This is a genomic window from Nocardioides sp. JQ2195 (genome assembly GCF_012272695.1).
Classification (GTDB): Bacteria; Actinomycetota; Actinomycetes; order Propionibacteriales; family Nocardioidaceae; genus Nocardioides.
In genome coordinates this window covers 1,627,731-1,652,791 of sequence record NZ_CP050902.1, presented here as the reverse complement: position 1 = coordinate 1,652,791, position 25,061 = coordinate 1,627,731, and the positions used below count along the sequence as shown (strand labels likewise).

Annotated in this window: 22 protein-coding genes; 5 read left to right on the top strand and 17 right to left on the bottom strand. The window is 66.2% G+C overall.

From position 1 onward, the window contains the following. Positions 1–42: 42 nt before the first annotated feature. The 5 genes from ncot_RS07845 to ncot_RS07825 all read right to left on the bottom strand — a co-directional run bounded on the left by ncot_RS07845 (position 43) and on the right by ncot_RS07825 (position 7,291). On the bottom strand, positions 43–2,238 hold the full coding sequence (locus tag ncot_RS07845; RefSeq protein ID WP_168617107.1) for an arylsulfatase: 2,196 nt from the start codon (positions 2,236–2,238) through the stop codon (positions 43–45). A 49-nt stretch (positions 2,239–2,287) separates the two neighbouring features. Continuing rightward, positions 2,288–3,208 (bottom strand): VOC family protein, encoded by a 921-nt coding sequence (locus ncot_RS07840; protein WP_168617106.1) that lies wholly within the window; start codon positions 3,206–3,208, stop codon positions 2,288–2,290. 41 nt (positions 3,209–3,249) lie between these two features. Next, positions 3,250–4,434: an acyl-CoA dehydrogenase family protein gene (locus ncot_RS07835; RefSeq protein ID WP_168617105.1), complete on the bottom strand. Its 1,185-nt coding sequence runs from the start codon at positions 4,432–4,434 to the stop codon at positions 3,250–3,252. 117 nt (positions 4,435–4,551) lie between these two features. Beyond that, positions 4,552–5,586 (bottom strand): ferredoxin--NADP reductase, encoded by a 1,035-nt coding sequence (locus ncot_RS07830; RefSeq protein ID WP_168617104.1) that lies wholly within the window; start codon positions 5,584–5,586, stop codon positions 4,552–4,554. A 13-nt stretch (positions 5,587–5,599) separates the two neighbouring features. Continuing rightward, on the bottom strand, positions 5,600–7,291 hold the full coding sequence (locus tag ncot_RS07825) for an FAD-binding protein (protein ID WP_168617103.1): 1,692 nt from the start codon (positions 7,289–7,291) through the stop codon (positions 5,600–5,602). A 146-nt stretch (positions 7,292–7,437) separates the two neighbouring features. On the opposite strand from ncot_RS07825, the gene hsaA reads away from it, so the two are divergent. Then, positions 7,438–8,601, top strand: coding sequence for a 3-hydroxy-9,10-secoandrosta-1,3,5(10)-triene-9,17-dione monooxygenase oxygenase subunit (hsaA, locus tag ncot_RS07820; RefSeq protein WP_240938171.1), 1,164 nt, complete (start codon positions 7,438–7,440; stop codon positions 8,599–8,601). 32 nt (positions 8,602–8,633) lie between these two features. Further along, positions 8,634–9,488 (top strand): IclR family transcriptional regulator, encoded by an 855-nt coding sequence (locus tag ncot_RS07815; protein ID WP_206065224.1) that lies wholly within the window; start codon positions 8,634–8,636, stop codon positions 9,486–9,488. Positions 9,489–9,556: 68 nt separating this feature from the next. Here the strand turns inward: ncot_RS07815 and ncot_RS07810 are convergent, their stop codons facing one another. The 7 genes from ncot_RS07810 to ncot_RS07780 all read right to left on the bottom strand — a co-directional run bounded on the left by ncot_RS07810 (position 9,557) and on the right by ncot_RS07780 (position 16,339). Beyond that, a complete protein-coding gene (locus ncot_RS07810; protein WP_168617101.1) occupies positions 9,557–10,723 on the bottom strand; it encodes a Rieske 2Fe-2S domain-containing protein in 1,167 nt (388 codons plus the stop codon). Positions 10,724–10,851: 128 nt separating this feature from the next. Then, the gene (locus ncot_RS07805) at positions 10,852–11,481 is read right to left on the bottom strand and encodes a nuclear transport factor 2 family protein (RefSeq protein WP_168617100.1); all 630 of its coding nucleotides are present in this window, start codon (positions 11,479–11,481) and stop codon (positions 10,852–10,854) included. A gap of 20 nt (positions 11,482–11,501) precedes the next feature. Beyond that, a complete protein-coding gene (locus ncot_RS07800; RefSeq protein WP_168617099.1) occupies positions 11,502–12,245 on the bottom strand; it encodes a glucose 1-dehydrogenase in 744 nt (247 codons plus the stop codon). A 19-nt stretch (positions 12,246–12,264) separates the two neighbouring features. Then, positions 12,265–13,527: a sulfate adenylyltransferase subunit CysN gene (gene cysN, locus ncot_RS07795; protein ID WP_240938127.1), complete on the bottom strand. Its 1,263-nt coding sequence runs from the start codon at positions 13,525–13,527 to the stop codon at positions 12,265–12,267. Then, positions 13,527–14,441, bottom strand: coding sequence for a sulfate adenylyltransferase subunit CysD (cysD, locus tag ncot_RS07790; RefSeq protein ID WP_168617098.1), 915 nt, complete (start codon positions 14,439–14,441; stop codon positions 13,527–13,529). The genes cysN and cysD overlap by 1 nt, the downstream gene beginning before the upstream one ends. A 105-nt stretch (positions 14,442–14,546) precedes the next feature. Then, positions 14,547–15,044 carry a nuclear transport factor 2 family protein gene (locus ncot_RS07785; protein WP_206065222.1) on the bottom strand — a complete coding sequence of 166 codons (498 nt, stop codon included), beginning with the start codon at positions 15,042–15,044 and terminating at the stop codon, positions 14,547–14,549. A gap of 38 nt (positions 15,045–15,082) precedes the next feature. Next, positions 15,083–16,339, bottom strand: coding sequence for a sulfotransferase (locus ncot_RS07780; RefSeq protein ID WP_168617096.1), 1,257 nt, complete (start codon positions 16,337–16,339; stop codon positions 15,083–15,085). 190 nt (positions 16,340–16,529) lie between these two features. On the opposite strand from ncot_RS07780, the gene ncot_RS07775 reads away from it, so the two are divergent. Both ncot_RS07775 and ncot_RS07770 read left to right on the top strand, forming a co-directional pair. Then, complete coding sequence (locus ncot_RS07775; protein ID WP_168617095.1) at positions 16,530–17,300, top strand: SDR family oxidoreductase; 771 nt, start codon at positions 16,530–16,532, stop codon at positions 17,298–17,300. 9 nt (positions 17,301–17,309) lie between these two features. After that, positions 17,310–18,017 (top strand): EthD domain-containing protein, encoded by a 708-nt coding sequence (locus ncot_RS07770; RefSeq protein ID WP_206065220.1) that lies wholly within the window; start codon positions 17,310–17,312, stop codon positions 18,015–18,017. A 98-nt stretch (positions 18,018–18,115) separates the two neighbouring features. Here ncot_RS07770 and ncot_RS07765 read toward each other — a convergent pair whose 3' ends face one another. The 5 genes from ncot_RS07765 to ncot_RS07745 all read right to left on the bottom strand — a co-directional run bounded on the left by ncot_RS07765 (position 18,116) and on the right by ncot_RS07745 (position 23,277). Then, entirely contained in the window at positions 18,116–18,646 is a 531-nt protein-coding gene (locus ncot_RS07765; RefSeq protein ID WP_168617094.1) for a nuclear transport factor 2 family protein, read from the bottom strand. Continuing rightward, on the bottom strand, positions 18,643–19,839 hold the full coding sequence (locus ncot_RS07760) for a sulfotransferase (protein ID WP_168617093.1): 1,197 nt from the start codon (positions 19,837–19,839) through the stop codon (positions 18,643–18,645). Before ncot_RS07760 ends, ncot_RS07765 begins: the two co-directional genes overlap by 4 nt. 20 nt (positions 19,840–19,859) lie before the next feature. Then, positions 19,860–20,672, bottom strand: coding sequence for an SDR family oxidoreductase (locus tag ncot_RS07755; protein ID WP_240938126.1), 813 nt, complete (start codon positions 20,670–20,672; stop codon positions 19,860–19,862). Further along, a complete protein-coding gene (locus tag ncot_RS07750) occupies positions 20,669–21,922 on the bottom strand; it encodes a sulfotransferase (RefSeq protein WP_168617092.1) in 1,254 nt (417 codons plus the stop codon). The genes ncot_RS07755 and ncot_RS07750 overlap by 4 nt, the downstream gene beginning before the upstream one ends. 281 nt (positions 21,923–22,203) lie before the next feature. Continuing rightward, a complete protein-coding gene (locus ncot_RS07745; protein WP_168617091.1) occupies positions 22,204–23,277 on the bottom strand; it encodes a DUF1214 domain-containing protein in 1,074 nt (357 codons plus the stop codon). Positions 23,278–23,446: 169 nt separating this feature from the next. Here ncot_RS07745 and ncot_RS07740 point away from each other — a divergent pair, with 169 nt between their 5' ends. Further along, the gene (locus tag ncot_RS07740) at positions 23,447–24,526 is read left to right on the top strand and encodes a DUF1214 domain-containing protein (RefSeq protein WP_168617090.1); all 1,080 of its coding nucleotides are present in this window, start codon (positions 23,447–23,449) and stop codon (positions 24,524–24,526) included. Positions 24,527–25,061: the final 535 nt, after the last annotated feature.

Genomic DNA, 25,061 nt, shown 5'->3' with positions numbered 1-25,061 from the left:
GCTCCTCCTGTCGGCCAACCCGCTCTGCTGTGATCGGTGCAATCAGTGAAGGCTGAAGTCGATCCGGTCCAGCCCGCCCACGAACGGGAAGACGTGCGGGTAGTCGCCGACGGGCGAGCCCGAGGTCATCGCGATGTCGAAGGTCTCGTCGATCGAGTAGAAGCCGCGCGGGGTGCGCTCGGTCCTACCAGTGCCGATTGCCGTCCCGTCGACAAGCAGGGTGATGGTGGCGCCCTTGCCCACACCACCACCGTCATAGTCGAGGTCCACCTCGACCACGTGTCCGCCGGGAGTCAACGCAGCTTCCCCGGCGATGCTCACGGTTCCCGCCTCGAAGGCACGGAGCCGGAACTCGGGACGACCGTCCTCGGTGAGCCACACTGCCCAGCCGGCGGTGTTCCCACCCATCGTCGCCAACACGCCCCGGGCACCGTCCGGTGGCACGTCGATGTGCGCGCGCATCGTCCATGACCGGCCTCGCAAGGGCGGGCCGTCGGTCTCCGGGACGCCGAAGAAGCCGCGCCGATAGCTGAACTCGGTCCGGCCAGCCGACAGGTTCGGCATCATCGTCCGGTTGGCACGGGCGTCGCGCAGTGGGGTGATCTCCACCCGCTCCGCCTCGCTCTGGAAGATTCGTCGCAGCTCCACGAGCTTCTCCGGCTCGTCGGCGGCCAGGTCGTGTGCCTGACTGAAGTCACAGGTCGTGTCGTAGAGCTCCCAGACGTCGTCCTCGAAGGGCGCGTCGATCGGCGGCAGTCCCACGCTCCAAGGCATCCCGGCGCGGTGGAAGGCGGAGGCGATCCAGCCCTCGTGATAGAGCGAGCGGTGCCCGAAGACCTCGAAGTACTGCGTCGTGTGCCGCTCGGGTGCCTGCGCGTCCGCGAAGCTGTAGAGCAGGCTGGTGCCGTCCATCGGCGTCTGCTCGACACCGTTGACCACCGCCGGCGCCTCGATCCCGATCGCTTCCAGCACGGTCGGCACGATGTCGTTGACGTGCGAGAACTGGCTCCGCAGTCCGCCGGCGTCCTTGATGCCGGCCGGCCAGGTCACCACCATCGGATTGCGAGTTCCGCCGAAGTGCGATGCCACCTGCTTGACCCACTGGAACGGCGAGGTCATCGCCCACGCCCACCCCGCGGGGTACTGCGGGTAGGACTTCCTGCCGCCGATCTCGTCGAGGCGCTCGAGCTGGGTCTCCACCGACTCCTGCATGCCTTGGAGGGCACCGAAGTAGTTGATGCTCCCGACCAGTCCCGCCTCGGCACTGCTGCCGTTGTCACCGACGACGTAGACGAAGATCGTGTTGTCGTACTGGCCGCTGCGCTTGAGCTCGGCGACCAGGCGACCGATCTGGGTGTCGGTGTGCTCCAGGAACCCGGCATACACCTCCATCAGGCGCTCGGCGACCTGCTTCTGGTCGGCACTCATCGAGTCCCAGGCCGGCAGCTCTTCGGGTCGCGGGGTCAGCTCGGTGTCCTCGGGGACGACGCCGAGATCCTTCTGGCAGGCGAGGATCTCTTCTCGGACGACATCCCACCCTTGGGCGAACCTGCCGCGATACTTCTCACTCCACTCCCCCGGCACGTGCAGCGGAGCATGGGTCGCACCCGGCGCAAGATAGAGCAGGAAGGGCCGTTCAGGAGCCAACGCGTCCTGCATCTGGATCCACTGGATCGACCGGTCAACCAGGTCCTCGGTGAGGTGGTAGTCGTCGCCGTCAGGTCGGTGAACCGGTGTGGTGCCTTCGTAGAGTGTCGGCTCGTACTGGTGGGTCTCACCACCGAGGAAGCCGTAGAACGTGTCGAACCCGCGGCCGGTCGGCCACCGATCGAACGGACCGATCGGCGAGCACTCCCACGGCGGCGCGAGGTGCCACTTGCCGAAGCATGCCGTGCTGTAGCCGTTCTGCTTCAGCACGGTTGCGATCGTCGCGCTGCTGTCCCGCAGCAGGCCCTGGTAGCCGGGGTACTTGTTCGCCGAGTTCATCACGGTGCCCACGCCCGCGACGTGCGCGTCCCGACCGGTCAGCAGCGAGGCACGGGTCGGCGAGCAGATCGCGGTGGTGTGGAAGCGGTTGTAGCGCAACCCGTCAGCCGCGAGCTCATCGATCGCCGGGGTGTGGATCAGCCCACCGAACGGCGCGGAGGCGCCGAACCCGACGTCGTCCAGGAGGACAAGTACGACGTTGGGTGCCCCCTCGGGCGACTCGGGCAGGGACGGGCCGTCAGTTTGCGTCATCTGGTCATCGACTTCTTTGGGGCGCAGCGGATGGGTGAGGGGTTGATCGTCAGCGAGGCATGAAGGCGGCGAGCGGCTCTCCACCGGAGTTCCACTCATGTCCCCAGTAGGAGTCGGCGGTGATCTCCTCGGAGGTGTAGGAGGACTCATCGACGAGCATGCCCTCACAGCCGTACTCGACGTCCCAGCCGCCGGGTGCCCGCACGTAGAACGAGACCATCTTGTCGTTGGTGTGCCGTCCCAGGGTCGAGGAGAGCGGGAAGCCCTCCCTGTTCACGTTGTCCAGGGCACGGCCGACGGCGTCCAGACTGTCCACCTCGACCATCAGGTGGATCAGGCCGGGGGCGCCTCCGTGCGGGGCCGGGCAGACGGCCAGGCTGTGGTGGCGCTGGTTGATCCCCATGAAGCGGATCCGGGCCGAGGTGCCGTCAGGAGCCGCTGGGCCGACCTTCATCGCGCCGCGGGGCAGGAACCCGAGCACCTCGGTGTAGAACGCGACGGTCTCCTCCATCTCCGTGGTCGGGAGCACCACGTGGCCGAGACCCATCGCCCCGGTGACGAACTTCTGGCCGAACCCGGTCAGCACCGGGGAGTGGTCGAGCACCGGACCGAAGAACACCTCGACCGGAATACCGGCAGGATCGTCGAAGGTGATCGCCTGTTCGACGTTGCGCTCGGTGCAGTCGGCGGCGGTGAGCACCTTCACGGCAACCCCGGCTGCCTCGACCGCACGCCCGACGGCAGCCAGAGCGAACTGGTCACGCACCTCCCAGCCGACTGCGAGCACCTGGTCGGTCTCACCGGGCAGCACGATCAGCCGCGACGAACGCTCGTCCATCCTAAGGTAGAGACCGCCGTCGACAGGACCGGTGCCCTCGGCGAAGCCGAGGGCACCCACGGCCAGCTCACGCCAGCGGTCGACGTCGGTGGACTGGACCTTCAGGTAACCAAGGGCACGGAGATCTGTCATGGGAATCGTCCTCTTCTCGCAGTCGTTGGATCGGGGTCGAGTCAGATCATCGAACGCATCGGCCCGGCAGGTGGCTCGACGTCGATGTTGGTCAGCGCGGACGCATGGAAGACCGAGCCCGGCACGTGGATCGCGTGCGCCAGGCCCATGTGGGCGTCACGCCAGAAGCGCTGGATCGGATTGCTCATCCTCATCCCGTTGCCACCCGAGCGGCTCACGATCTCATCGACCGCGCGGACTGCGCGCCAGGCCGCCTGGACCTGGATCCGACGACCGACTGCACGTTCCTCGAACGTCGAGGCGATGCCAGCATCGGCCTGGTCGTAGAAGCGGCAGATGTTCTCGATCAGCGCGGTGCGCGAAGCGGAGATCTCGGCGGCGGCCTCGCTCACCGCGTAGAGGACGTAGGGGTCGTCCTTGACCTTCGTGCCGGTGATCTGTGTGCGGGTCTTCTGGTACGCCAGGTGGTGGGCGAGCGCGCCCTCGGCGATGCCGATCACGGCAGAGGTGATGCCGAGCGGGAACGCCTGGGAGAACGGCACGTGGAACAGCGTGTTGGTCAGCCCGGCCTCCTTGGCCGCCGAGCCGTCGGCGATCCCGGTGAACGGGAGTGCCCGGTAGTCGGGGATGAACGCATCCTTGACGATGATGTCCTTGCTGCCGGTGCCCTTGAGCCCCACGACGTCCCAGGAGTCCTCGACGATCTCGTAGTCGGAGCGGGGCAGGATCACGTGGTACTGCACGGGCGGCATCAACGCGTTGCCCTCGGCGTCACCGAGCATGGCGCCCAGGAAGATCCACTCGCAGTGGTCGGTCCCCGACGAGAACTGCCAGCGGCCGTTGAAGACGTAGCCGCCGTCCACGGGGCGGATCACGCCCATGGGAGCGTACGGCGAGGCCATCCAGGTGTCCGGGTCGGTGCCCCACACCTCGTCCTTGACGCGGGGGTCGGCCATCGCCAGCTCCCAGGGGTGCACCCCGACAATGCCGGCGACCCAGCCGGTGGATCCGTCGAGGCTGGCGATCTTCATCACCGTCTCGGCGAACTCCTTGGGGTGCAGCTCGAGGCCGCCGTGCGTGGCGGGCTGAAGCATCCGCATCACACCGGACTCGCGGAGGATCTTCGCCGCCTGGTCATCGAGACGTCCGAGGGATTCGTTCGAGGTCGCCAGGCCGGCGATCTCCTCGGCACTCTCCATCAGTGCGTCCAGCACCTGATTGCTCATCTTCGTCCTCGTTCTCTCGTACGTCTCGGCGGGAAGCCGCTGTCACTGTGACAACGGGCAGTACTGGTGGGGTGCCTTCTCCCGGTGACTGGGAGTGGGCCGGCGACCCGCACCGCGCTACTGGTCATAGGTGATCCGGACCCGATCACTGAGCGGGATCGCTTGGCAGGCGAGCACAATGCCGTCGGCGATGTCCTCGGCCTCGAGCACCTCGTTGTGCTCCATCTCCACCTCGCCCTCGAGGACGATGCACGCGCAGGCGCTGCAGTTGCCCTCCTTGCAGGAGAAGGGGGCGTCGAGACCGGCCTCGAGGAAGACGTCGAGCATCTTGTTGCTGCGCGGCCAGGCAAGCTCGGTGGTCCTCCCGTCCAGCTCGACCTCGACGATGCCGGCCGGACCGGTGCTGTCCAGCTCGACGGAGACATCATCGAAGGGATCGTTGCCCAGGGAGAGGAACTTCTCGTGGTGCACATGCTCTCGTGCACACCCCGCGGCCTCGACCGCCGCTGTCACGGCGTCCATGAACGGAGTCGGACCGCAGATGAACACCTGCCGGCCGGCGTACGGCGTCGCGAGCTCGGTCAGTGACTCGAGCGACGGCAGGCCCTGCACGGACTCGAGCAGGTGCACCACGTGGAGCCGGTCTCGGTACTGCTTCTCGAGAGCAATCAGCTCGTCGCGGAAGATCACCGACTGCTCGTCGCGGTTGGCATAGATCAGCGCGACCCGCCCGCTGCCCGCATGGAGCACCGACTTGAGAATCGACATCACCGGGGTCACCCCGCTGCCGCCGGCCACGAGCAGGAAGTCGCCATCCAGGGAACGCGGGGTGAACGTCCCCGAGGGTGCCAGGACCTCGATCTCGTCGCCTGCCGCGAGGTGGTCGCACACCCAGTTCGACCCGTAGCCGTCCGCGGTGCGCTTGACCGTGATCTTCAATCCCTCGCCGAGCACCGGCGCACTGGACAGCGAGTAGCAGCGAGCCGCGCCCCCTTCGCGGTCGGTGGGGATGCTCAGCGTGAGGAACTGTCCGGGGCGATGGTCGAAGTGACCGGCGTCCTCGTCACGCGGCTGGAGCACGAGAGAATGCGCATCCGCGGTCTCGTGGATCACCTCCGTCACCCGGAGCTGGAAGGTGTGTGGTCGTGACATGGCCGGCCCGCGCTCAGACGTGCTGTTCGGCGTCGGCAGTCGGGTCGGTCCTGACGAAGCCGTCTGCCGCGTGTCGAGCCGCAACGTAGCCGAAGACGATCGAAGGGCCGATGGTCCCTCCGGCGCCCGGGTAGTCGTTGGCCATCACCGAAGCAGTGGTGTTCCCGGTCGCGTACAGACCGTCGATCACCGAACCGTCGTCACGCAGCACCCGTGAGTGCTCGTCGCAGACCAGGCCGCCCTTGGTGCCGAGGTCGCCGGCCTCGACCCGGATCGCGACGTACGGCCCACGGTCGAGCGTGTCGATGGCGGGGTTCGGCAGGGTCGGGTCACCGTAGTAGCGGTCATAGGCGCTGTCACCCCGGCCGAAGTCCTCGTCCTTGCCTGCGCGGGCGAAACCGTTGAATCGCTCCACGGTCTCGACCAACGCGTCAGCGGGAACGCCGATGCTCTCGGCCAGCGCGGGCAGGGTGTCAGCCTTGTGCACCGTGCCCGACTCGTAGAACGCCTTCGGGAACTCGGCACCCGGGAGCACCCGAGCGAACGGGTAGCGCGAACGGGCCTTGGCGTCCATCACGAACCAGACCGGTAGGTGCCCGCCGGCCAGCTGGTCATGCACGAAGTCCACGTAGGGCGCGGACTCGTTGGTGAAGCGCTCGCCGGTCTTCCCGGAGACGATCACCGACGGCGGGATCGAGCGCTCCGAGACCAGTGGGATGGTCGCCCCGGCCGGGTGCTGGACTCCCGGCATCCACCACGCGTCGTCCAGCAGGTCGGTTGCAGCGCCGATCTCGACGCCGGCGAGGATGCCGTCGCCGACATTCTCGGCCGATCCCATGCTGAAGTTCTCCTTGCCGCCCTCAGGAAGGTGCTTGTCACGCATCTCGGGGTTGTGGTCGAAGCCGCCGGTTGCCAGCAGCACTCCTCGCCGCGCCCGGATCCGTACGAGCTTGCCTTCGCGCTCGACGACGATCCCGGTGACCACCCCGTTCTCGAGGACCAGCTCCCTCATCGGAGACTCGAGCCACAGCGGCACGCCGGCGTCACGCAGGGCCATCCGCAGCCGGGCCACCAGTGCGCGCCCGGTGGTGGCCATGTGCCGGCGCCGGATCATGTTGGAGGAGACTCGCCAGGCAGCGACCAGTGACATCCAGCGACCGCGCCACGTTCGTTTGACCATGGCCAGGTCGTGGTAGTCCTTCGCGGTCACCCAGAGGCCGAGCGGGCCGGCCATTCCGTTGTACGGCAGCGCCTTCTCCTCCGCACCCAGCTTCCGGGTGTCGAAGGGCAGCGCCTCGATCGAACGACCGGAGGCGCGGCCACCGGGCAGCTCGGGGTGGTAGTCGGAGTAGCCCTTGACCCAGAAGAAGCGCATCCAGCGGCTCTTCTCGAGGAACTCCATGGCCACCGGACCGTTGTCGACGAACGCATCGATCCGAGCCGCGGGCGTCTTGCCCTCGGTGATCGTGGTGAGGTACTCACGCACGGAGTCCGGGGTGACGGTCTGCCCCTTGCGGCGCAGCGTCGGACTGTTCGGGATCCAGATGCTGCCGCCGGAGATCCCGGTGCTGCCGCCGAAGGTTCGCCCCTTCTCCACAACCAGGGTGTCGAGTCCCTCGGCCGCAGCGGCGAGCGCCGCCGTCATGCCGCCACCCCCACTTCCGACAACCACGAAGTCGACGTCCTGATCCCAATTCACGTCCATGCCCGGGACGCTAGTGAGCGGCGCTGCAGGGGCTGGTCAACATCCCGTTGAGCGGGACGCGCACCAGCCCACCGACGCGTGCACCGAGGCTAGGCTGAGGAGGAAGCGTGCCGCAGTCCCCGACAGAAAGGCAGCCCGACGTGTCGATGGAGATCGTCGAGCGGGTGCGTGCCCTCGTGCCGACCCTCCGGGAACGGGCGTCCCGGACCGAGTCGGAGCGCACCATCGCCGATGAGACCATGGCTGCACTCATCGATTCCGGGTTGTTCCGCATGCTCCAGCCACGCCCATGGGGGACCGAGTCCGCTCCGGCTGACTTCTTCACCGCGATCCGGGTGCTCGCCTCGGGTTGTGGCTCGACCGGCTGGGCTGCTTCCCTGATCGGGGCGACGCCTTGGCATGTCGCGCTGCTCGAGCCACGGGCCTCCCATGACGTGTGGGACGTGGACGCCGACGCACTGGTCACCTCCTCCTACGCACCGATGGGGCGCCTGGTGCCGATCGAGGGTGGCTATCGCCTCAATGGGTCGTGGCGTTCTGCCCCAGGCGTCGCACATTGTCAGTGGATAGTGCTGGGCTCATTGCTGATCGGTCCGGCTGGCGACCCGCTCGACTACACCGCGGTCCTGGTTCCTCGTGAGGACCTGACCCTGACCGACGACTGGAACGTGGTCGGCCTGCGGGGCGCCGGCTGCCGGGACGTCGTCGTCCGCGACGCGTTCGTCCCACTGCATCGCGTCTACGGCTCGGCGGGTCGGACCAGAATCGCCGGAATCCAGCGTCAGGCCGACTCCCCCGCGCTCTACCGGGTGCCGTTCGCGACCATCCACAGCACCGCCATCACCATGCCGCTCCTGGGTGCGGCAGAGGGCGCCTACGACTATCACCTGGCCCGGATGCGGGACCGCAGCCGGCTCAGCCACGGCGGTCGCAAGGGCACCGAGGACGACTTCGCCCATGTCGCCGTCGCTCGCGGAACTGCTGAGATCGACGCCTCGGTGTTGCAGGTGGACCGGGATCTTCGCGAGCAGATGGATCACGCAAGGCGCAACGAGCCGATCCCCATGGAGCTTCGGCTGCGTTCGCGTCGCGACCAGGTCCGGAGTACCGAACGTGCGGTGGAGGCTGTCGACCTGCTGTTCAAGGCCGCCGGCGGGCACGCCGTACGCACGAGCACGCCGATCCAGCGCGCGTGGCGTGACGTGCACACAGGCGCGGCTCACCTGGTCAACGACGTCGATCAAGGCCTGTCCCTGTACGGACGTTGGGCCTACGGGCTCGGCGTCGACGACAGCCTCATCCTGGTCTAGACGTGCCGCCCCCGCCCCAAGGAGAGTCTCCGATGAAACAGGACCAGCCGGCCGATCCCAGCGTGGCTCCACCCTCGATGGTGGAGCGGATGACATTGATCCTCGATGCATTCGACGACCGCAGCGTGCGCCTCCGGCTCGATGAGATCGCCGCCAGCAGTGGTCTTCCGCGATCCACCTGCCATCGAATCCTCGAACAACTGCTCCGGCTGGGCTGGCTTCGGCACACCCAGGGCGGCTACGCACTCGGTCAGCGCGCCCTTCAGCTGGGTGGCGTGGTCAGTGACCACTCCGAGCTCCGTTCGGCGGTGGTGCCACTGCTCGAGGAACTGCATGCCCAGACCGGCCGGATCGTCCACCTCGGTGTGCTCGACTTCGCCGACGTGGTCTATCTCGATCGGATCGGTGGGGCCTCGGCCGCTTCGCTCCCGTCACGGGTGGGCGGCCGGGCACCTGCCCACGCCGTGGGCCTCGGCAAGGCGATGCTCGCCTGGCTCTCGCCGGAGGAGGCCGACACCCTGCTCGAGGACGGCATGAAGGCCCGAACCCGCAACACGATCACCGACCTGTTGGTGATGCACGAAGAGCTGCGGCGGATCCGAGGTCGCCACGGCCTCGCCTTCGAACGCGACGAGTACGTGCCGGGCATCTCCTGTGTCGGCGCCGCGATCCGTGGACCTGAAGGCGTCGTCGCCGGAATCTCCCTGTGCGGCGATTCCGGCGCCGGGCCGCTCGAGCGATACGCCCCACTGGTCCTCGACGTGGCACGTCGGGCATCACGGCGGATGTTCCCGCGCAGCTCACCCGAGGACATGCCCTCCACCGTCTGGTCCGACGGCATGATGGAGCGGATTCTCACCCTGATCGATGACGACGCACTGATGTGACCTTCACCGTCGGTCGAGCACGGCCCACCAACGGTCGCCGTGGACTTCCGGTCCGTCAGTGCCCCTGATCACGCGGGAGAGCCCGCAGACTCCCGCCGCGCGATGTTCGCCGCGACCTCGGCACGCCAAGCCTTGACTGCCATCGTGGTGTCGATCTCGAACTCGAAGCGGTCGGTCATCTCCGGGGTCACGTCGGCGACGTCGACGTAGAACTGCTGGTACCACCGACGCAACTGGTAGACCGGGCCGTCCTCCTCGCAGAGCAGGGGGTTGTCGATCCGGGTCTTGCTGCGCCAGATCTCGACGTCCTGCATGAAACCCGCCAGGATGCCTTGCCCGGTGGCCTGGGCACCGGCCTCTGCGGCCTCGGCGCTCATCCCGGGACGGCGCTTGACCCGCAGCCCGAAGTGCAGCATGAAGCTGTTGTTGTCGATCGGGTAGTGCGCGTTGATCAGCACCGAGGGGTTCTCGCCATCCTCGAACTTGTGGTCGAGGTAGTCGATCATGAAGGACGGACCGTGGTAGGCCGCCTCCGAGCCGGACCCGATGAACTTGGGCCCATCGGCCTTCTTCGCCTCGTCCATCTGGTGCACGACGTCCTCACGCTGTACGCCGTCGTAGTACTGGGTGGCGACGTGGCCCTCGAAGACGTTCTTGAAGTACGTCGGGAAGCCGTTGTGCACGTAGAAGAAGTGCGCCATGTCGACAACGTTGTCGATCACCTCGCGCGCGTTCGTGTGCACGACCATCTCGTTCCACACCCAGTCGGTCCACTCCCCGTCATCGAACTTTGTGATGCGCGGGATGGCGACCTCTTCGGGAGGCGGGTTGCCCTCGGGGTCGTTCCAGACGAAGAGCATGCCGTCCTGCTCCATCGTCGGCCAGGTCGCGGTGCGGGCACGCAACGGCACCCGGCGGGCGTACGGAATGGCCTTGCAGCGACCGTCGCCACCCCAGCGCCAGTCGTGGAACGGGCAGGCGACCTCGTTGCCCTTCACCGTGCCCTGGGACAGGTCACCGCCCATGTGGCGGCAGTAGGCGTCGAGAACGTTGACTTTCTCGTCCTCGCCCATGAACACGACCAGCTTCTGGCCGAATGCCTGGATCGAGTGCGGCTCACCGTCCCTGAAGTTCCGGGACAGTCCCAGGCAGTGCCAGCCCCGGGCAAAGCGCTCCTCGACAGCGGCAGCTTCGATGCTGCGCACCTCGTCGGAGGGGGTTTCGACAACCGACATTTCAACCACTGCCTTCCTGACCGGGTCCGACACCGTGCCGGACCGGGATGGTTCCACGATGCCGCGAATCTAGCCATCGGACCCGGCGACCAACTTCGGCGTCCTGATCAACGGGATCGTGACCCGAATCACGTCGGCAGGGCAGTGCGCGCGTCCCGGTCGGTGGGAACGACCACCGGGCTCAGACCTGTGCGCCGAGGCGCTTGGCGAGGAACTGCTCGCGGATCGTCTCGGCGACGTCCGCCACAGCTGAAGCGGCCGGTGCTGCGCTGGGCAGGTCGAACTCGAGTGCCGAGAGCCGAGCACTCTCCGCCGAGCTGGGGCTGTCCCCCGGCTTCGATGAGGACCTGCGATCGAGCGAACACGTTGACATGACGATGCTTGATCGCCCACCGCCCCTCTTCACGGGTGAACAGGTCCAGATACCACCCGTCGGAGCGAGACTCGATGATGCCGGCGTGGTCAGGTGTCGCGATGTCGACATGCGTGACCGCGGCGAAGGGGGTCTCCACGAACGCCCGCTCGTCGTTGATCCGGATCGCGCTCTCGGACAGCACATGATGGGACCTGAAGGTCTGACGGACCCGCCAGTCCGCGAACTCGTAGGCGTTGCCATTGAAGATGCCGTGCACCTCGTAGGCATCCGGGTGGTAGCAGCTCCGGATCAGCGCAGCATCCAGGCGGTCGACTCCACGCACGTAGCGGGCCAGTGCATCGCGGATCTCGCAACGTGTCGTGAAGTCGGCCGTGGACATCATCGGGTGGCTCCCCCGCTCGATCAGAATCCGGCGCCGGCGGACATGCCACCGTCGATCAGGAAGTGCGATCCCGTGGAGTAGCTCGATGCGTCGCTGGCCAGGAACAACACCATCTCGGTGACCTCCTGGGGCCGGGCGAGGCGCGGGATCGGGATCGTGGACATGGGACCGCTCGAGGCATCGACATCATCCGCCTCGCGCCCGAGCATGGGTGTCGCGACGCCGGCCGGATGCACCGAGTTGACCCGGATCCCCTTGGGCCCGAGCTCAATTGCAGCCGACTTGGTCAACCCGGTCACCCCGAACTTGCTCGCCGTGTAGGCGGTCAGGTTCATCCCGCCGACCACGCCATTGAGCGAGGAGATGTTCACGATCGAGCCACCCTTCATCGCGGAGCTGGCGTACTTCATGCCCAACCACTGCGACACCAGGTTGACGTCGATGATCTTCCGGAACGCGTCCGACGTCATCTCCTCCATCGACCCGAACCCGAGGATTCCTGCGTTGTTCACGAGGATGTCGAGCCGCCCGAAGGTGGACACGGCCAGGTCGACGATCGCAACCCAGCCCTCCTCCGAGGTCGCGTCGTGCGGCAGGAACCGGCAGTCGTCGCCGAGCTCCTTCTCCAGCGCCCGGCCCTCATCCTCCAGGACGTCGCCGAAGACGACCTGGGCTCCCTCGCTGAGCAGTCCACGCACGTGCGAGGCGCCCATTCCGCGAGCGCCGCCGGTGACGATCGCCACTCGCCCGTCAAGCCTTCCCATGATGCTCTCCGTTCCTGGTTCAGTCGGCGTCATTGATCATTCCGGCGCCGACGGTGACGCCGGTGGCCTCGTCGATCAGGATGAACGAGCCCGTGGTGCGGTTCTTCGAGTAGGGGTCGCACAGCAGTGGCACCGTGGTGCGCAGCTGGACGCGGCCGATCTCGTTGACCCCGAGCTCCTTCGTCTCCTGGTCGCGGTGCAGGGTGTTGATGTCCAGGCGGTACTGGATGTCCTTGACCAGGGCACGACCGGTGCGGGTGGTGTGCTTGATGGCGAGCTTCTGGCGCGGGCGCAGCGGCTCGTTGGTCATCCAGCAGACCATCGCGTCGATGTCCTGGCTCGGCTTCGGCGCGTTGTTCACCCGCGCGATCATGTCGCCCCGCGAGACGTCGATGTCGTCCTCGAGCCGCACGGTGACCGACATCGGCGGGAACGCCTGGGTGATCTCGTTGTCGAACAGGTCGATCGAGGCCACGGTCGAGGTCATTCCACTGGGCAGCACGATGACCTCGTCTCCCGGCTTCAGCACGCCACCGGCGAGCTGGCCTGCGTAGCCGCGGTAGTCGTGGAAGTCGTCGGACTTGGGTCGGACGACGTACTGCACGGGGAAGCGCGAGGTGTGCAGGTCGCGGTCGGAGGCGACGTGGACGTGCTCGAGGTGGTGCATGAGCGTGGGACCCTTGTACCAGTCCATGTTCTCGGAGCGGGTGACCACGTTGTCGCCCTGCAACGCCGAGATCGGGATGATCTCGAGGTCGGGGATGTTCAGCTTGGTCGCGAAGGAGGAGAACTCCTTCTGGATGCGTTCGAACACGTCCTCGTCGAAGTCGACGAGGTCCATCTTGTTCACCGCGAGCACGAGGTGCGGCACCCGCAGCAGCGACAGGATCACCGCGTGGCGGCGCGACTGCTCGGTCAGGCCCTGACGGGCGTCGACCAGCACCAGGCCCAGGTCAGCGGTGGAGGCACCGGTGACCATGTTGCGGGTGTACTGAACGTGGCCCGGGGTGTCGGCGATGATGAACTTGCGGTTCGGCGTCGCGAAGTAGCGGTAGGCGACATCGATGGTGATGCCCTGCTCCCGCTCCGAACGCAGACCATCGGTCAGCAGCGCCAGGTCGGTGTAGTCGTAGCCCCTGGACTGCGACGTCGACTCGACGGCCTCGAGCTGGTCCTCGAAGATCGACTTCGAGTCCAGCAGCAGGCGACCGATCAGCGTCGACTTGCCGTCGTCGACGGAACCGGCCGTCGCAAAGCGCAACAGATCCATCTGGGTTCCCATCAGAAATAGCCTTCCTTCTTGCGGTCTTCCATGGCTGCTTCGGAGAAGCGGTCGTCGCCACGGGTGGCACCACGCTCGGTGACCTTGGCGATGGCGACCTCCTCGATGATCTCCTCGATGGTCGAGGCGGTCGACTCGACGCACCCGGTGAGCGTGATGTCACCACAGGTGCGGAAGCGGACGACGCGTTCCTCGACGACCTCGCCCTCACGGGTGGGGTTCAGCGGGGTCTCCGACAACAGCATGCCGTCGCGCTCGAAGACCCGGCGCTTGTGGGAGAAGTAGATCTCGGGGATCTCGATGCCCTCGCGACCGATGTAGTCCCAGATGTCCAGCTCGGTCCAGTTGGAGATCGGGAAGATCCGCATGTGCTCGCCCGGGTGGATACGACCGTTGTAGAGGCTCCACAGCTCGGGACGCTGCATCTTGGGGTCCCACTGGCCGAACTCGTCACGGTGGGAGTAGACGCGTTCCTTGGCGCGGGCCTTCTCCTCGTCGCGACGACCACCACCGAAGGCGGCGGTGAAGCCGTTCTCCTCGATCGCGTTGATCAACGTCGGTGTCTGCAACCGGTTGCGGGAGGTCTTGCCGTCGTCGACCACGATGCCGCGCGCGATCGCGTCATCGATGCTCGCCACGATCAGCTTGACGCCGAGGCGCCTGACCCAACGATCGCGGGTCTCGGCCACCTCGTCGAAGTCCTGTCCGTTGTCGATCTGCATGATCGGGAACGGGATCTTCGCGGGAAAGAACGCCTTCTCCGCCAGACGGAGCATGACGATCGAGTCCTTGCCGCCGGAGAACATCAGCACCGGCTTCTCGAACTCCGAGGCAACCTCTCGGAAGATGTGGATCGACTCCGCCTCCAACTGGTCGAGCTGACTCAGCTGGTAGTCGGATTGAAGAGTAGTCATCGGTTGAAGCCTTTCACTATTCCTACTAGGCATAGATCTTTGTGTCAGGGTGAGGCCGAGGGGGGCGCCGGCCGGGACGGGATCCCGCAGAGCGGGACAGGAGCCTCAGTCGACCGGTCGCTCTCCAGTCGGGGAGAAGATGCTGAACACACCCACCTCGGTCTCCGCCGACAGCGGGCGACGCATCGTCCACAGCGTCCTGAACGAGGAACCCGCGATGCGCCACTCCCCCTGTTCGACGACGTACCGGTCGTCGTACTCGCCCGTCAGCACGGACTCGAACCTGCCGACGAGGTCGACGTGGCGCATCTTCAGCGTCCAGCTGCCCGTCGCTGACACCAGATCGTCAGCGACCGCTATCACCGGGTGCATCCCGTGGTGCATGTCCTGGCCGGCGAAGCTTCCGTCCGGCCCCAGCAACCTCGCCTTCTCGTCGAAGGCAGCTGCAGCGTCATCCGCGTCCTCGAACTCGCCGATGGCTCCCAGACCGACGGTTGCACCGTGCCGGATGAAGCAGCCCCGGAAGCCGGCGACGTCCTTGGCGTCACAGGCACGCCAATAGCGATATTTCAGTGCGGTGATCGCAATGGTCGCTTCGAGCACGGCGACCCTGTGGGCGAGGGTGCCCGAGTCATGTTGCACTACTTCACCTCGCTGGCGACCGGATACCGTGCGAGATAGAAGTCGAAGCGCTTGCGGAGCTCCTCCGGCGTGGTCCCGAAGTCGGCACGGATGTCGTAGCTCATCGAGCCGCCCTTGTCGCGCGGGTGCGAGTCGATGTAGTCCTGAATGTGGTCGCGCGCCTGATCGGAGAACTCGATCCCCGCGGTCCGGTAGACCTCCGCCACGGTCCCGATCGGATCGGCCATGTAGCGGTCGAAGTAGACGTCGACCCGCTGACCCTCTGGGACGAAGTGGGCGTCCTTGATCCCCGAGCGCAGGAAACGCTCCACGAGCTCCGACCAGTATTCGAAGATCGCGCCGACGTCCGGCTTCACGTAACCCATCCGAGAGGTGTAGGCCAGCATGGTGGCGAAGGACTGCACCACACCCACCGGGTCACGGTGGGTGACCACGACCGTGGCGTCAGGAAAGGTTGTCATCAGCGGACCGAGGTTCTCCAGGTGCTGCGGGCACTTGAGCACCCAGCGCTGGGGCCCACGGAACCACGTCAGCACCTTGAGCACGGTCTTCAGGTATTCGTAGTGCGGAGTCTGGTCGTGGGACAGGTAGTGGTCGCGCCACTGGGGCGCCATCTGCACCAGCGACTCGAAGTAGTAGCTGGAGAAGTCCAGCTGCATCAGCGACATGTCCTCGTCGATGTGTTCCGGGCTCATCGGATGCCAGGCAGCCAGATAGGGGTTGGTGACCTGGAACGTCTCCCAGGCTTCCTGGCAACGTTTGAAACGGGGGTCGACACCGTCGGGCCCGGGCCCTTCGCCGTGCACCGGGACCGGCTCGTCGGCCTCCCACAGCGGCATCGACCGGAACCTGTCGTCCGCAGCCAGCATGTTGACCAGGTTCGTGGTGCCCGTGCGCGGCAGCCCGGTGACGACCACGGGTGCCGTGATCTCGATGTCGTGGATCTCGGGATGCCGGCTCAGCAGGTCCTGGATCCGGAGCCGGCTGCTGGCGTACTTCACACTGAGCATGAAGGTGAGCATCCGCGTGTAGGCGCTGCGATTGGGGTCGCCGTCGATCTCCTCGAGCCAGACTGCCAGCCGCTCCTTGAAGTCGTCCGGCCCGAAGTCACTCAGACCGGTGGCTGCGGACGCGGCATCCAGGACGACCTCGACCCTCAGCTCGACCGGGTTCTGCTCCGCGAAGGCCATGATGCCCTGCTGCGCCTCCGTCAGCACCGGTGCGTGCAGGTCGTCGATGCGGATCTGCTCAGCCATGTTCAGCCCCTCTCAGCCGCCGGTCAGGTCCTCGGCGGGCTCGTGCCCCGGACGCTAGTGCGGCGCTCGTGAGCCACGCCACACGATCCCGGTGATCGGGACCCCGGTCCATGATGTGACCCAGGCCACCTAGCGTCGCCGCAACGTATCCGTTGGAAGGCACTGCCTACCACGACCGAAATGGAGTGCCATGAGCCGCTTCGAAGGCAAGAACGTCCTGATCACCGGTGCCTCTGCCGGCATCGGCCAAGCCGCCACAGCCCGATTCATCGCCGAAGGGGCCACCGTCTTCGGCCTGGGCCGCAGCAGCGAGGGCCTCAAGGAGACCGAGGCAATGGTGGAGGACCCGACGCGCTTCGCCTCACACCAGGTCGACATGCTCGAGGACGCCTCCATCGTCGAGGCAGTACGGGCCGCGGCGGAGCACCTGGACGGCAGGTTCGACGTGGTCTGCAACATTGCCGGTGTCACCCTCAACACCCCCATCGACGCGTTCGACCCCGCTCGCGCCCGCGACATCGTGCAGGTCAACTTCGTCGGCCCGCTCTCGCTGATCAGCGCGGCCGTCCCGCACATGCCGGCCAACGCCGGAGCATCGATCATCAACATCTGCTCGTCCTCGGCGACCCAAGCGGTCCCGACCCTCGCCGCGTACGCCGGCTCGAAGGCTGCCCTGGTCACGGCGTCGTTCACCCTGGCGATTGAGCTCGCCCCCAAGCGGATCCGGGTTGTCCCGATCTCGCCCTCCGGCGTGCAGACGAAGATGATGTGGGAGATCTGGGAGCAGGTCAAGGACTACGAGGGCGACTGGTTCAGCCGGTTGATCCACCCGTGGGGCCAGGAGGAGTCGGGCCAGGCAGCCGACCTCGCCGGCTTCATCGCGTTCGCGGCATCGAAGGAAGCGGTCTACTGGAACGGCGCGGAGCTCCGGGTCGACGGCGCTGCGCGCGCTTCGTTCTGAGGGGTCGACGTGGAGAAGCTGGTCTACGTGGTCTGGCGACCGGAAGGTGGCGAGATCGAGGATCTGCACTCCAGCCTGCTCGGCCCGGTTGCGAACGATTTGTGCGCGGCCGGTGCTCGCGGCGTACAGGTCAATGTCACTGATGCGGCGGTCTCCCACGCGGCGCTGCAGCGTGCCCCGTGGGGGCGCCCGGCCGATGCAGTCGTGAGCCTGTGGGCGGACGGCTCACGGGACGCGGTGCGATGCCCCATGGAGGAGGCGTTGCGGTCGGCAGCGGGCGAGATCGCCGGCTGGCTGGTGACGGAGAGCGTTCCCCTTGCGCCGCCCGCGGTTCCACCGGGCGACCGCACGCCCGGCCTCTCCAACATTGCGTTCATCCGGCGCCCGGAGACGATGACTTCGGCCCAGTGGCTCGACCGTTGGCACAATCACCACACGACCCTGGCGATCGAGACCCAGGCGACTTTCGGCTACGTGCAGAACACGGTGATCCGCAGCCTGACTCCGGGTGCGTTCCCGGTCGACGGCATCGTCGAGGAGCTCTTCCCCATCGAAGCGTGCACCGACCAGCACGCGTTCTACGGCAGCGGCGGCGATCCGGACGAGCTGGCCCGTCGAATGCGCTCGATGTTCGGGAGCGTCTCGACATTCCTCGAGGGTGAGGCGACCGGGGTGATGCCCACCAGCCGCTTCGTGCTCACCTCACCCTTTGCCTGATCATCACGCACCGAAGGCTCCGGAACCTGTCCCGGAGCCTTCGGTCGATCGTCGGTCCGACGTGTGCAGTCACGAACCTGCCGCCATCGAACCTGCCGTCAGCTCACGGGCAGCCTGCGACCGTGCTCGGCCAGGTAGTGCACACTCAGATCCGGAGGTTCCGGGGTGGCGGTCACGGTCTCGTAGATACGGAAGTAGCCGGTGTCGATGATCTGCCAGGCCCCGTTCGTCTTGAGGTACTTGTCGGTGTAGATGGCGGTGCCGACAGTGGTGGACTGGCGACGAAGACTCATCGCGATGTCGGCGAGGTACCACTTGCCGGTCGCCTCGGTCTCGCTGAGGATGTCGATCTCGGGGTGGTGCCCGGTGTGCTGTCCGACGAACTCCGAGTTGAACGAGTTGGCCAGCATCTCGAGGTAGTCGTCCCGGTTGTCGAACTCGAGGTGGTAGTGACCACCCACCATCTTCGACTGCAGCTGCGGGTGCAACAGCTCCCGGAGCTCCTCCCAGTTCGCCGTGTCCAAGCACCGGAAGTAGGCGTGCTTGACCCTCTTGATCGCCTCGATGTCCTTGAGGACACGGACGTCATCGAGGAGCCGTTCGAGGCGGTCCCCCGACGTCGCACTCACCTGTGAGCCTCGGGAAAGTAGGTCTCGAGGTAGTCCGTGAACCTTTCGCCCACCTCCGCCGAACTCAGCCCGAAGTCGGCGAGGTCGTACCGGTGGACCGGACGACGCTCACTGATCTTGCTCTCCGCATGGCTGGCGTCGACCGCTGCCCGTGCTTCGTCGGAGAAGGGCAGCCCGAAGCGTCGATAGATCGAGTCGACCGTGCCGACCGCATCCTTGACGAAGTCCTCGTAGTGCACGTCGATGAACTGCGCGGGGTCGTAGCGGGTGCGTGCCTCCATGGCCGCCTCGGCGCCACGGGCCCACAGCTCGAGGCAGTCCCGACCCACCACGTCTCCGTGGAAGACCGTCGACCGACCGGTGCTGGCCTTCTGGTTCAGGCTGCTCACCGAGGCCACGATCGTGCGCGGGTCGCGGTGGGTCTGCACGATCAGGGCATCCGGGTAGGTCGCCATGAGTGTGTCCAGGTTGAAGATGTGCGACGGGCTCTTCAGCACCCAGCGACGCTGTTGGTCGTTGATGCCCACGAGCTGGAGCACCCGACGGTGCACGTCATAGGCCGGAGTCATGTTCTGGTCGGCCAGCCAGGCCGAGTACGTCGGAAGGTGTGCGGTGTTCTGGAAGGCCACCGTCAGCAGGGACTGCCGTTCGAGCCGCCAGCACTCCTCGACCATGTCGGCAGCCATGAAGTGCAGCCCCTTGAAGCCGGGGTCAGCTGCGTGTCGGCGGTCGATCGAGTCCTGGAGCCGCCGGTAGTCGGGGTTCGTGTCCCAGCTCTCGCGGGGCGGGCGCGGCTGAGGGGTGTCGGCGAGCCAGTGCTCGATGCCCTGGTGCGCCGAGTCCACGCACAGCAGCCGGTGCAGCGCCGTGGTCCCGGTCCGGGGCAGGCCGGTGACGAAGATGGGACGCTCGATCGCGACATCGGCGAACCCGGGGTTCTGCAGCCAGGACTGCTGGGTGGTCAGTCGGGCGCCCAGGATGTCCAGGATCATCGATCTGATCCCGGCGATGCCTGCCTCGGTCAGTGCGGCGTCGTCGCGGTAGCTGGCGAGCAGTACTTCGAGTGCCTCCAAGTAGTCGGTACCGCCGAAGTCGTCGAGTCCGGTGCGCACGGTTGCGACCTCGTGCAGCTCATCAACGCTCCCGAGCCCTGCGGTGCTGCCAGCGCTTCTGGCGCCGGTCGTGGTGGTCATCGTGATTCCTCCAGGAAGTGTCAGTCGTGGGTCTGGCCGCAGGTCACGTCGATGCACTGACCAGTGATCCCGCTGGCCATGTCCGAGGCGAGGAAGACGGCCGCGTCAGCGATCTCCTCAGGCGTCGGCAGGCGACGAAGATCGGTCTCGGCGGCAATCTCGTCATGGACCTGCTGCGCGCTGACCGCCCGTTGGGCGGCAACGCGCTCGAAGTGGCCACGCACCTTGTCGGCCATGATGTAGCCGGGGGCCACCGAGTTGACCCGGACCCCTTCGGGACCGAGATCCACCGAGAGCCCGCGAGCCGCAGCCAGCAGCGCTGCCTTGTCCATGCGGTAGGCCCCGAAGCCAGGCAGCCGGTTGCGGATCACCATCGAGTTGATCAGCACGACGGCACCGCGCGACTCGACCAGGGTCGGCATCAGCTTCTGCACCAGGCCCACCGAGGCCAGCACGTTCACGTCGGACCAGCGCCGGGCCTGGTCGAGGTCCACGTCCACGAGCCGCTGCTGAGGTTGGTGCACAAAGGCACTGTTCATCAGCGCATCGACGCGGCCGAAGTGCGAGACCGCTGCGTCGACGAGCTCGCTGCGCGAGGAGGCGTCAGCGATGTCGCTCGGCACGACCAGGGCCTTGCGCCCGAGGGCTTCGACCTCCTGGGCCACACTCTGGAGATTCGACTCGGTGCGGGCGGCGAGCACGACGTCCGCACCGGCATGGGCCGAGCGCAACGCGAGCGCCCTTCCGAGCCCGGGCCCGACGCCGCAGACCATGACGACCTTGTCGTCGAGAAGGTGCGCACCCGCAGCACGTTCGGCGGTCGGTGTGCTCACTTGATCTCGATCGGAACGCCGTGAGCGGCCAGGTACGCACCGAACGGTTCGCGGACCTCTTCCGGCTCCACACCGAAGTGGCCGCGCAGGTCATAGACGACCCGGCCGTCCTTGCCCTGTCGGTTGTGCTCGATGAAGGCACTGATCTCACCGCGGGCCTGCTCAGTGAGCTCCATCCCACTGCGCGCGTAGACCTTCTCCACAGCGCTCCAGTTGTCGGCGATCATCTCGTGGTAATAGACGTCGACGACCTGACCCTCGACCGCAGCCCGGTCACGCATGCCTGCCTCCAGCAGTCGCACGCCGACGTCACGCCAGTAGTCGAGGTGGAGGCCGGGGTTGACCTCCTTCTGCCACATCCTTGCCATGTACGTGTGCATCGTCGCGGCGGACAGCACCGGCCCGACCGGATCACGGTGGGTCTCGACGACGACGGCGTCGGGGAAGACCCGGAGCAGCGCCGGGAGGTTCTCGATGTGGGCGGGATACTTCGTGACCCAGCGCTCCCGTGGCCGGAACCAGGTCATCACCTGCATGCAGAGCTTCTGGAACTCGTAGTGCGGCGTCTGGTCGTGGGCCAGGTAGTAGTCCCGCCAGCCAGCAGCGTGCTGCATCAGGTGCTCCGGGTAGTAGCCGGAGAAGTCGGCCGCGTGCAGCTCGATGTCCTCCTCGATGCGCCAGGGGTCCATCGGGTGCCAGGACTTGATGTAGGGGTTGGACAGCTGGGCCTGCTCGAAGACGGCAGCCGTGGCGGTGAACCGCGGGTCGACGCCGTCGGGTCCGGGTCCGTCCCCCCGCCCCGGGACGATCTGGTTGAGCTCCCACAGTGGCGCCGAGCGGAAGCGCGAATCGGCTGCGAGGAGATTGACCAAGTGGGACGTGCCCGAACGGGGCAGTCCCGCGACCATCACCGGCGCCTTGATCTCGATGTCGCGTACCTCCGGGTGACGGGCGACGAAGTCGAGGACCCGCATCCTGTTGGCGAGATACTTCACCGAGAGACCGTGCATGGCCATCCGGGTGAGGTTCGTCCGGATCGGCTCGTGTGCCACGTCGATCCAGACCTGGAGCCGCTCCTTGTAGTCCGGGGTCCCGTCGTCAGTCAGACCGGTGGCCGCACGGGCGCCGGCAAGCACGCTTTCGACGCTGTAGTCGACCGGGTTCGCATCGGCGAAGTCGACCATCTGCTGTTGGGCAGGGTTCAGGACCGGATCGAGCAGGTCATCGAATCGAAGTTCTTTTCCAGGCATGTCTTTCCTCCTCGAGCACGTTTCGGCCAACCTAGAAGGACGTCCGCGATGGGCAGAGTGTGATCCCGGTCACCGGGACCCCCGGGAAGCGGTCGCACCCGGACGCCGGGCGCCTCGCGCACCTTGCCTCGCCGAAGCACGGAAGGCCGTCTGGCCGGGGCTGGACACGAGCCGTCGAGTCCGGCATGAAGGCCTCGACCAGTGCCTCATCCTCTCTGAAAGGATTCTCATGAGACGTTGGCTGGCTCGAACGGCCGGCCAGATTCGGGGGAAGTAGAAGCTCAGAGGTCAGAAATCTTCACCACCCGACTCGTGGGGACCGGGTGATGATCAGCCTTCACCCAGCGGATGAGGGCAGTTTCCTCGTTGTGGAAATCAGTGGAAATCCAGTTGCCGACGCCCGGGTCCGTTGCAGAGACCACGATGGTGACCGTGCCGTCGGCATTGAGCTTGGCCGTGTGGTTGTTGATGTAGGTGTTCGCCCGCTCGTGGTCCAGGGACTCCATCCACCAGTTGTGGAGCACGAAGTTCCAGTACTCGCAGTCGGGCACCTCGCTGTCGATCACCCAAGCCTCATCGGGGGCGAGCTGCCAGTAGCCGTGGAGGTAGAAGATCGTCGGATCCCCGCCAGTGTCCTGGAACAGTTCTTGGCCCCAGTCGATGATTTCATTCGGCCGTTTCATGAACATCTTGGTCCAGTCGGCGAACTTCTCGGCGGTCCCACTCACGAATGAGGTCGCCATCCGTAGCTGGGCCGCGAAAGCGACCGGGTCGAGTGGGGCAGGCCGCGACGGCTCGTCAAGCACCTGGATCCGGAACTCTGCCGCTTTCTCGTTCGACCGGTCCTGGAAGGATTGGCGACACAGGACGTTGGTGGTCTCCTCCGAGATCGGAAGCCATGCACCCGACTCCGGCCTGTCCTTGCTGACCACGAAACTGAACCGACCGTGCTCATCGACAGGGACGTCAACCATGTCCAGTTCACCCGTGGAGACAAACGTGCCATCGATGTGCAGCTTGTTGGCCTTCGAGCCGAAGGTCATCAACGGCGCCGTGCCGCGAGTCCCGCTGATCCGGTAGCGGCGGGTCCCTGCGACATTCATCCGCTGATAGATGTTGTCGGGGTTGTCCGCGCCGATCTTGCACTTCATGTTCGGGTTGAACGGGTCGAGCACCTTCGGACGCGAGGTGTCCGAGTTCTCCAGGAAGTTGACGGTGCCGAATCGCAGAAGGCGAATCAGGTAGCGAATCCCTTCGGCCTCGGTGAACGCGTCCCGGGGAACCAGATCGTCGGTGAGAAACGCGCCCGCCGCCTTCAGGTCATCGCAGAAGTCCGACCATGCCTTGTTCGACATCCGAGGTCTCCGGTTCGTGGGCAGAAGGGTCCGTCAAGCGAGCGTCACTTCATAACTATTAGTCATATATCAAATGGACAGTCTTGGTGAGCGGGACCGGTGACGGAAGCCGAAACGCACTTTCCTATCGTGCGCAAGGCACACCCCTTCCCAGACGACAGGCAGACCCATGACGACGACCAGCAAGGCATGGCACGACTTCTGCGACCAGCTCCGGGATGCCGGAGCGTCCCTGGTGGCCGAGGGCGCCCCTCAGGATGACTTCAGCCAGGCGGAGGGCATGCGCTCCCTCATCCGGATGCTCCGCTACGCGACGATCAACTCGATCGAGAACTCCGACCCGATGTACCCGTCGATCAGCGAATGCCTCGACCCGAACATGAAGTGCAAGATCGGCGGTGACAACCCCGACAACATCTACATGCGGATGAACGTGTCCGGGAAGTACCGCTACAGGGTCAGCGGCACCCGCGGCACGGTGCCACTGATGACCTTCGGCTCGAAGGTGCACAAGTTCGACTCCGACGGCACACTGGCGTCGACCGGCGAGCTGCACAGTGATGACATCCCCGTGGACGAGAACGGCCACTTCAGCTTCATCGTGAGCAAGGAGAAGCCAGCCGAGGGCGCGTGGCTGCCCATGGAAGACGACACCACCAACATCGTCGGCCGCCAGTCCTTCCAGGATCGGGCCAACGAGGTGCGGGCCGACGTGAAGATCGAGTTGCTGGACCAGCAGCCAACACCGGCCCCCTTGGACCCAGCAGTGTTCATCGAACAGCTGCGAACGGCCACGGCGACGGTCAAGGGCATTTCCTCGCTCTTCTCGGGGTGGGCCCGGAGGTTCAGCGAGCGCCCGAACGAGATGCCCGACTGGGGCCAGGACTACTTCCAGACGACCGGCGGTGACCCCACCATCTTCTACGGCCAGGCCTACTGGAGACTCGCTCCTGACGAGGCGTGGGTGCTCGAGACCGAGGTGCCCGACTGCGAGTACTGGAACTTCGTGCTCCAGAACTACTGGATGGAGTCACTCGACCACGATCGGATGAACACCTACATCAACAACCACACCGCGAAGCTCAATGACGACGGCACGCTCACCATCGTGGTTGCCGCTGAGGACCCGGGCTTCGGCAACTGGCTCACCACCGCATCCCACGAGGAGGGCACCGCCATGCTGCGCTGGGTGAAGGCGGACCACCACCCCCTGCCCAAGTGCAAGGTCGTCAAGCTCTCCGACCTCTGAGACGTGTGCGCAACAGGACGGGCTGGGAACTCCTCCCCGCCCTGTCGCGTCCTGGCCCACTGGGCGCCGAGGCCCCGCTCAAGGTAGGCCGCGAATGCGTTGTCGACCTCGGCCTCGGTGAGACCGAACTCCTGAAGGCTGTATCAGTGGACAGGCCGCCGATCGCTGACCTTGCTCGCTTCGTCGGCGACCCGGGCTGCCTCGCGGGTGGCCTCCGTCCACCGGACTCCCCACATGGTCGCAGATGGCATCCAACCACCGCCGGGGCATCGGCGACGAGGTCCTCGTTGGGCCACATGCATGAAGTGCCCGGGATCGTGTCGGTCGCGTCGCCGCCGGAGCGGACTCGGCACCCGGGACCAAGAGCGCGAGGCAATTGCGGCCGATTCTCTCGGTGGTGTGGACCGTGGACGTTCCTCGGCTGGCCCGGCCTGGTCAGCCAGCACTCAAGCCCGTGCTTCCCCGGGTCGACACACAGCACTCGGTGCAGCGCCGTCGTACCCGTGGTCCGAGAGCTCGTCGGTGCTCCACCCGA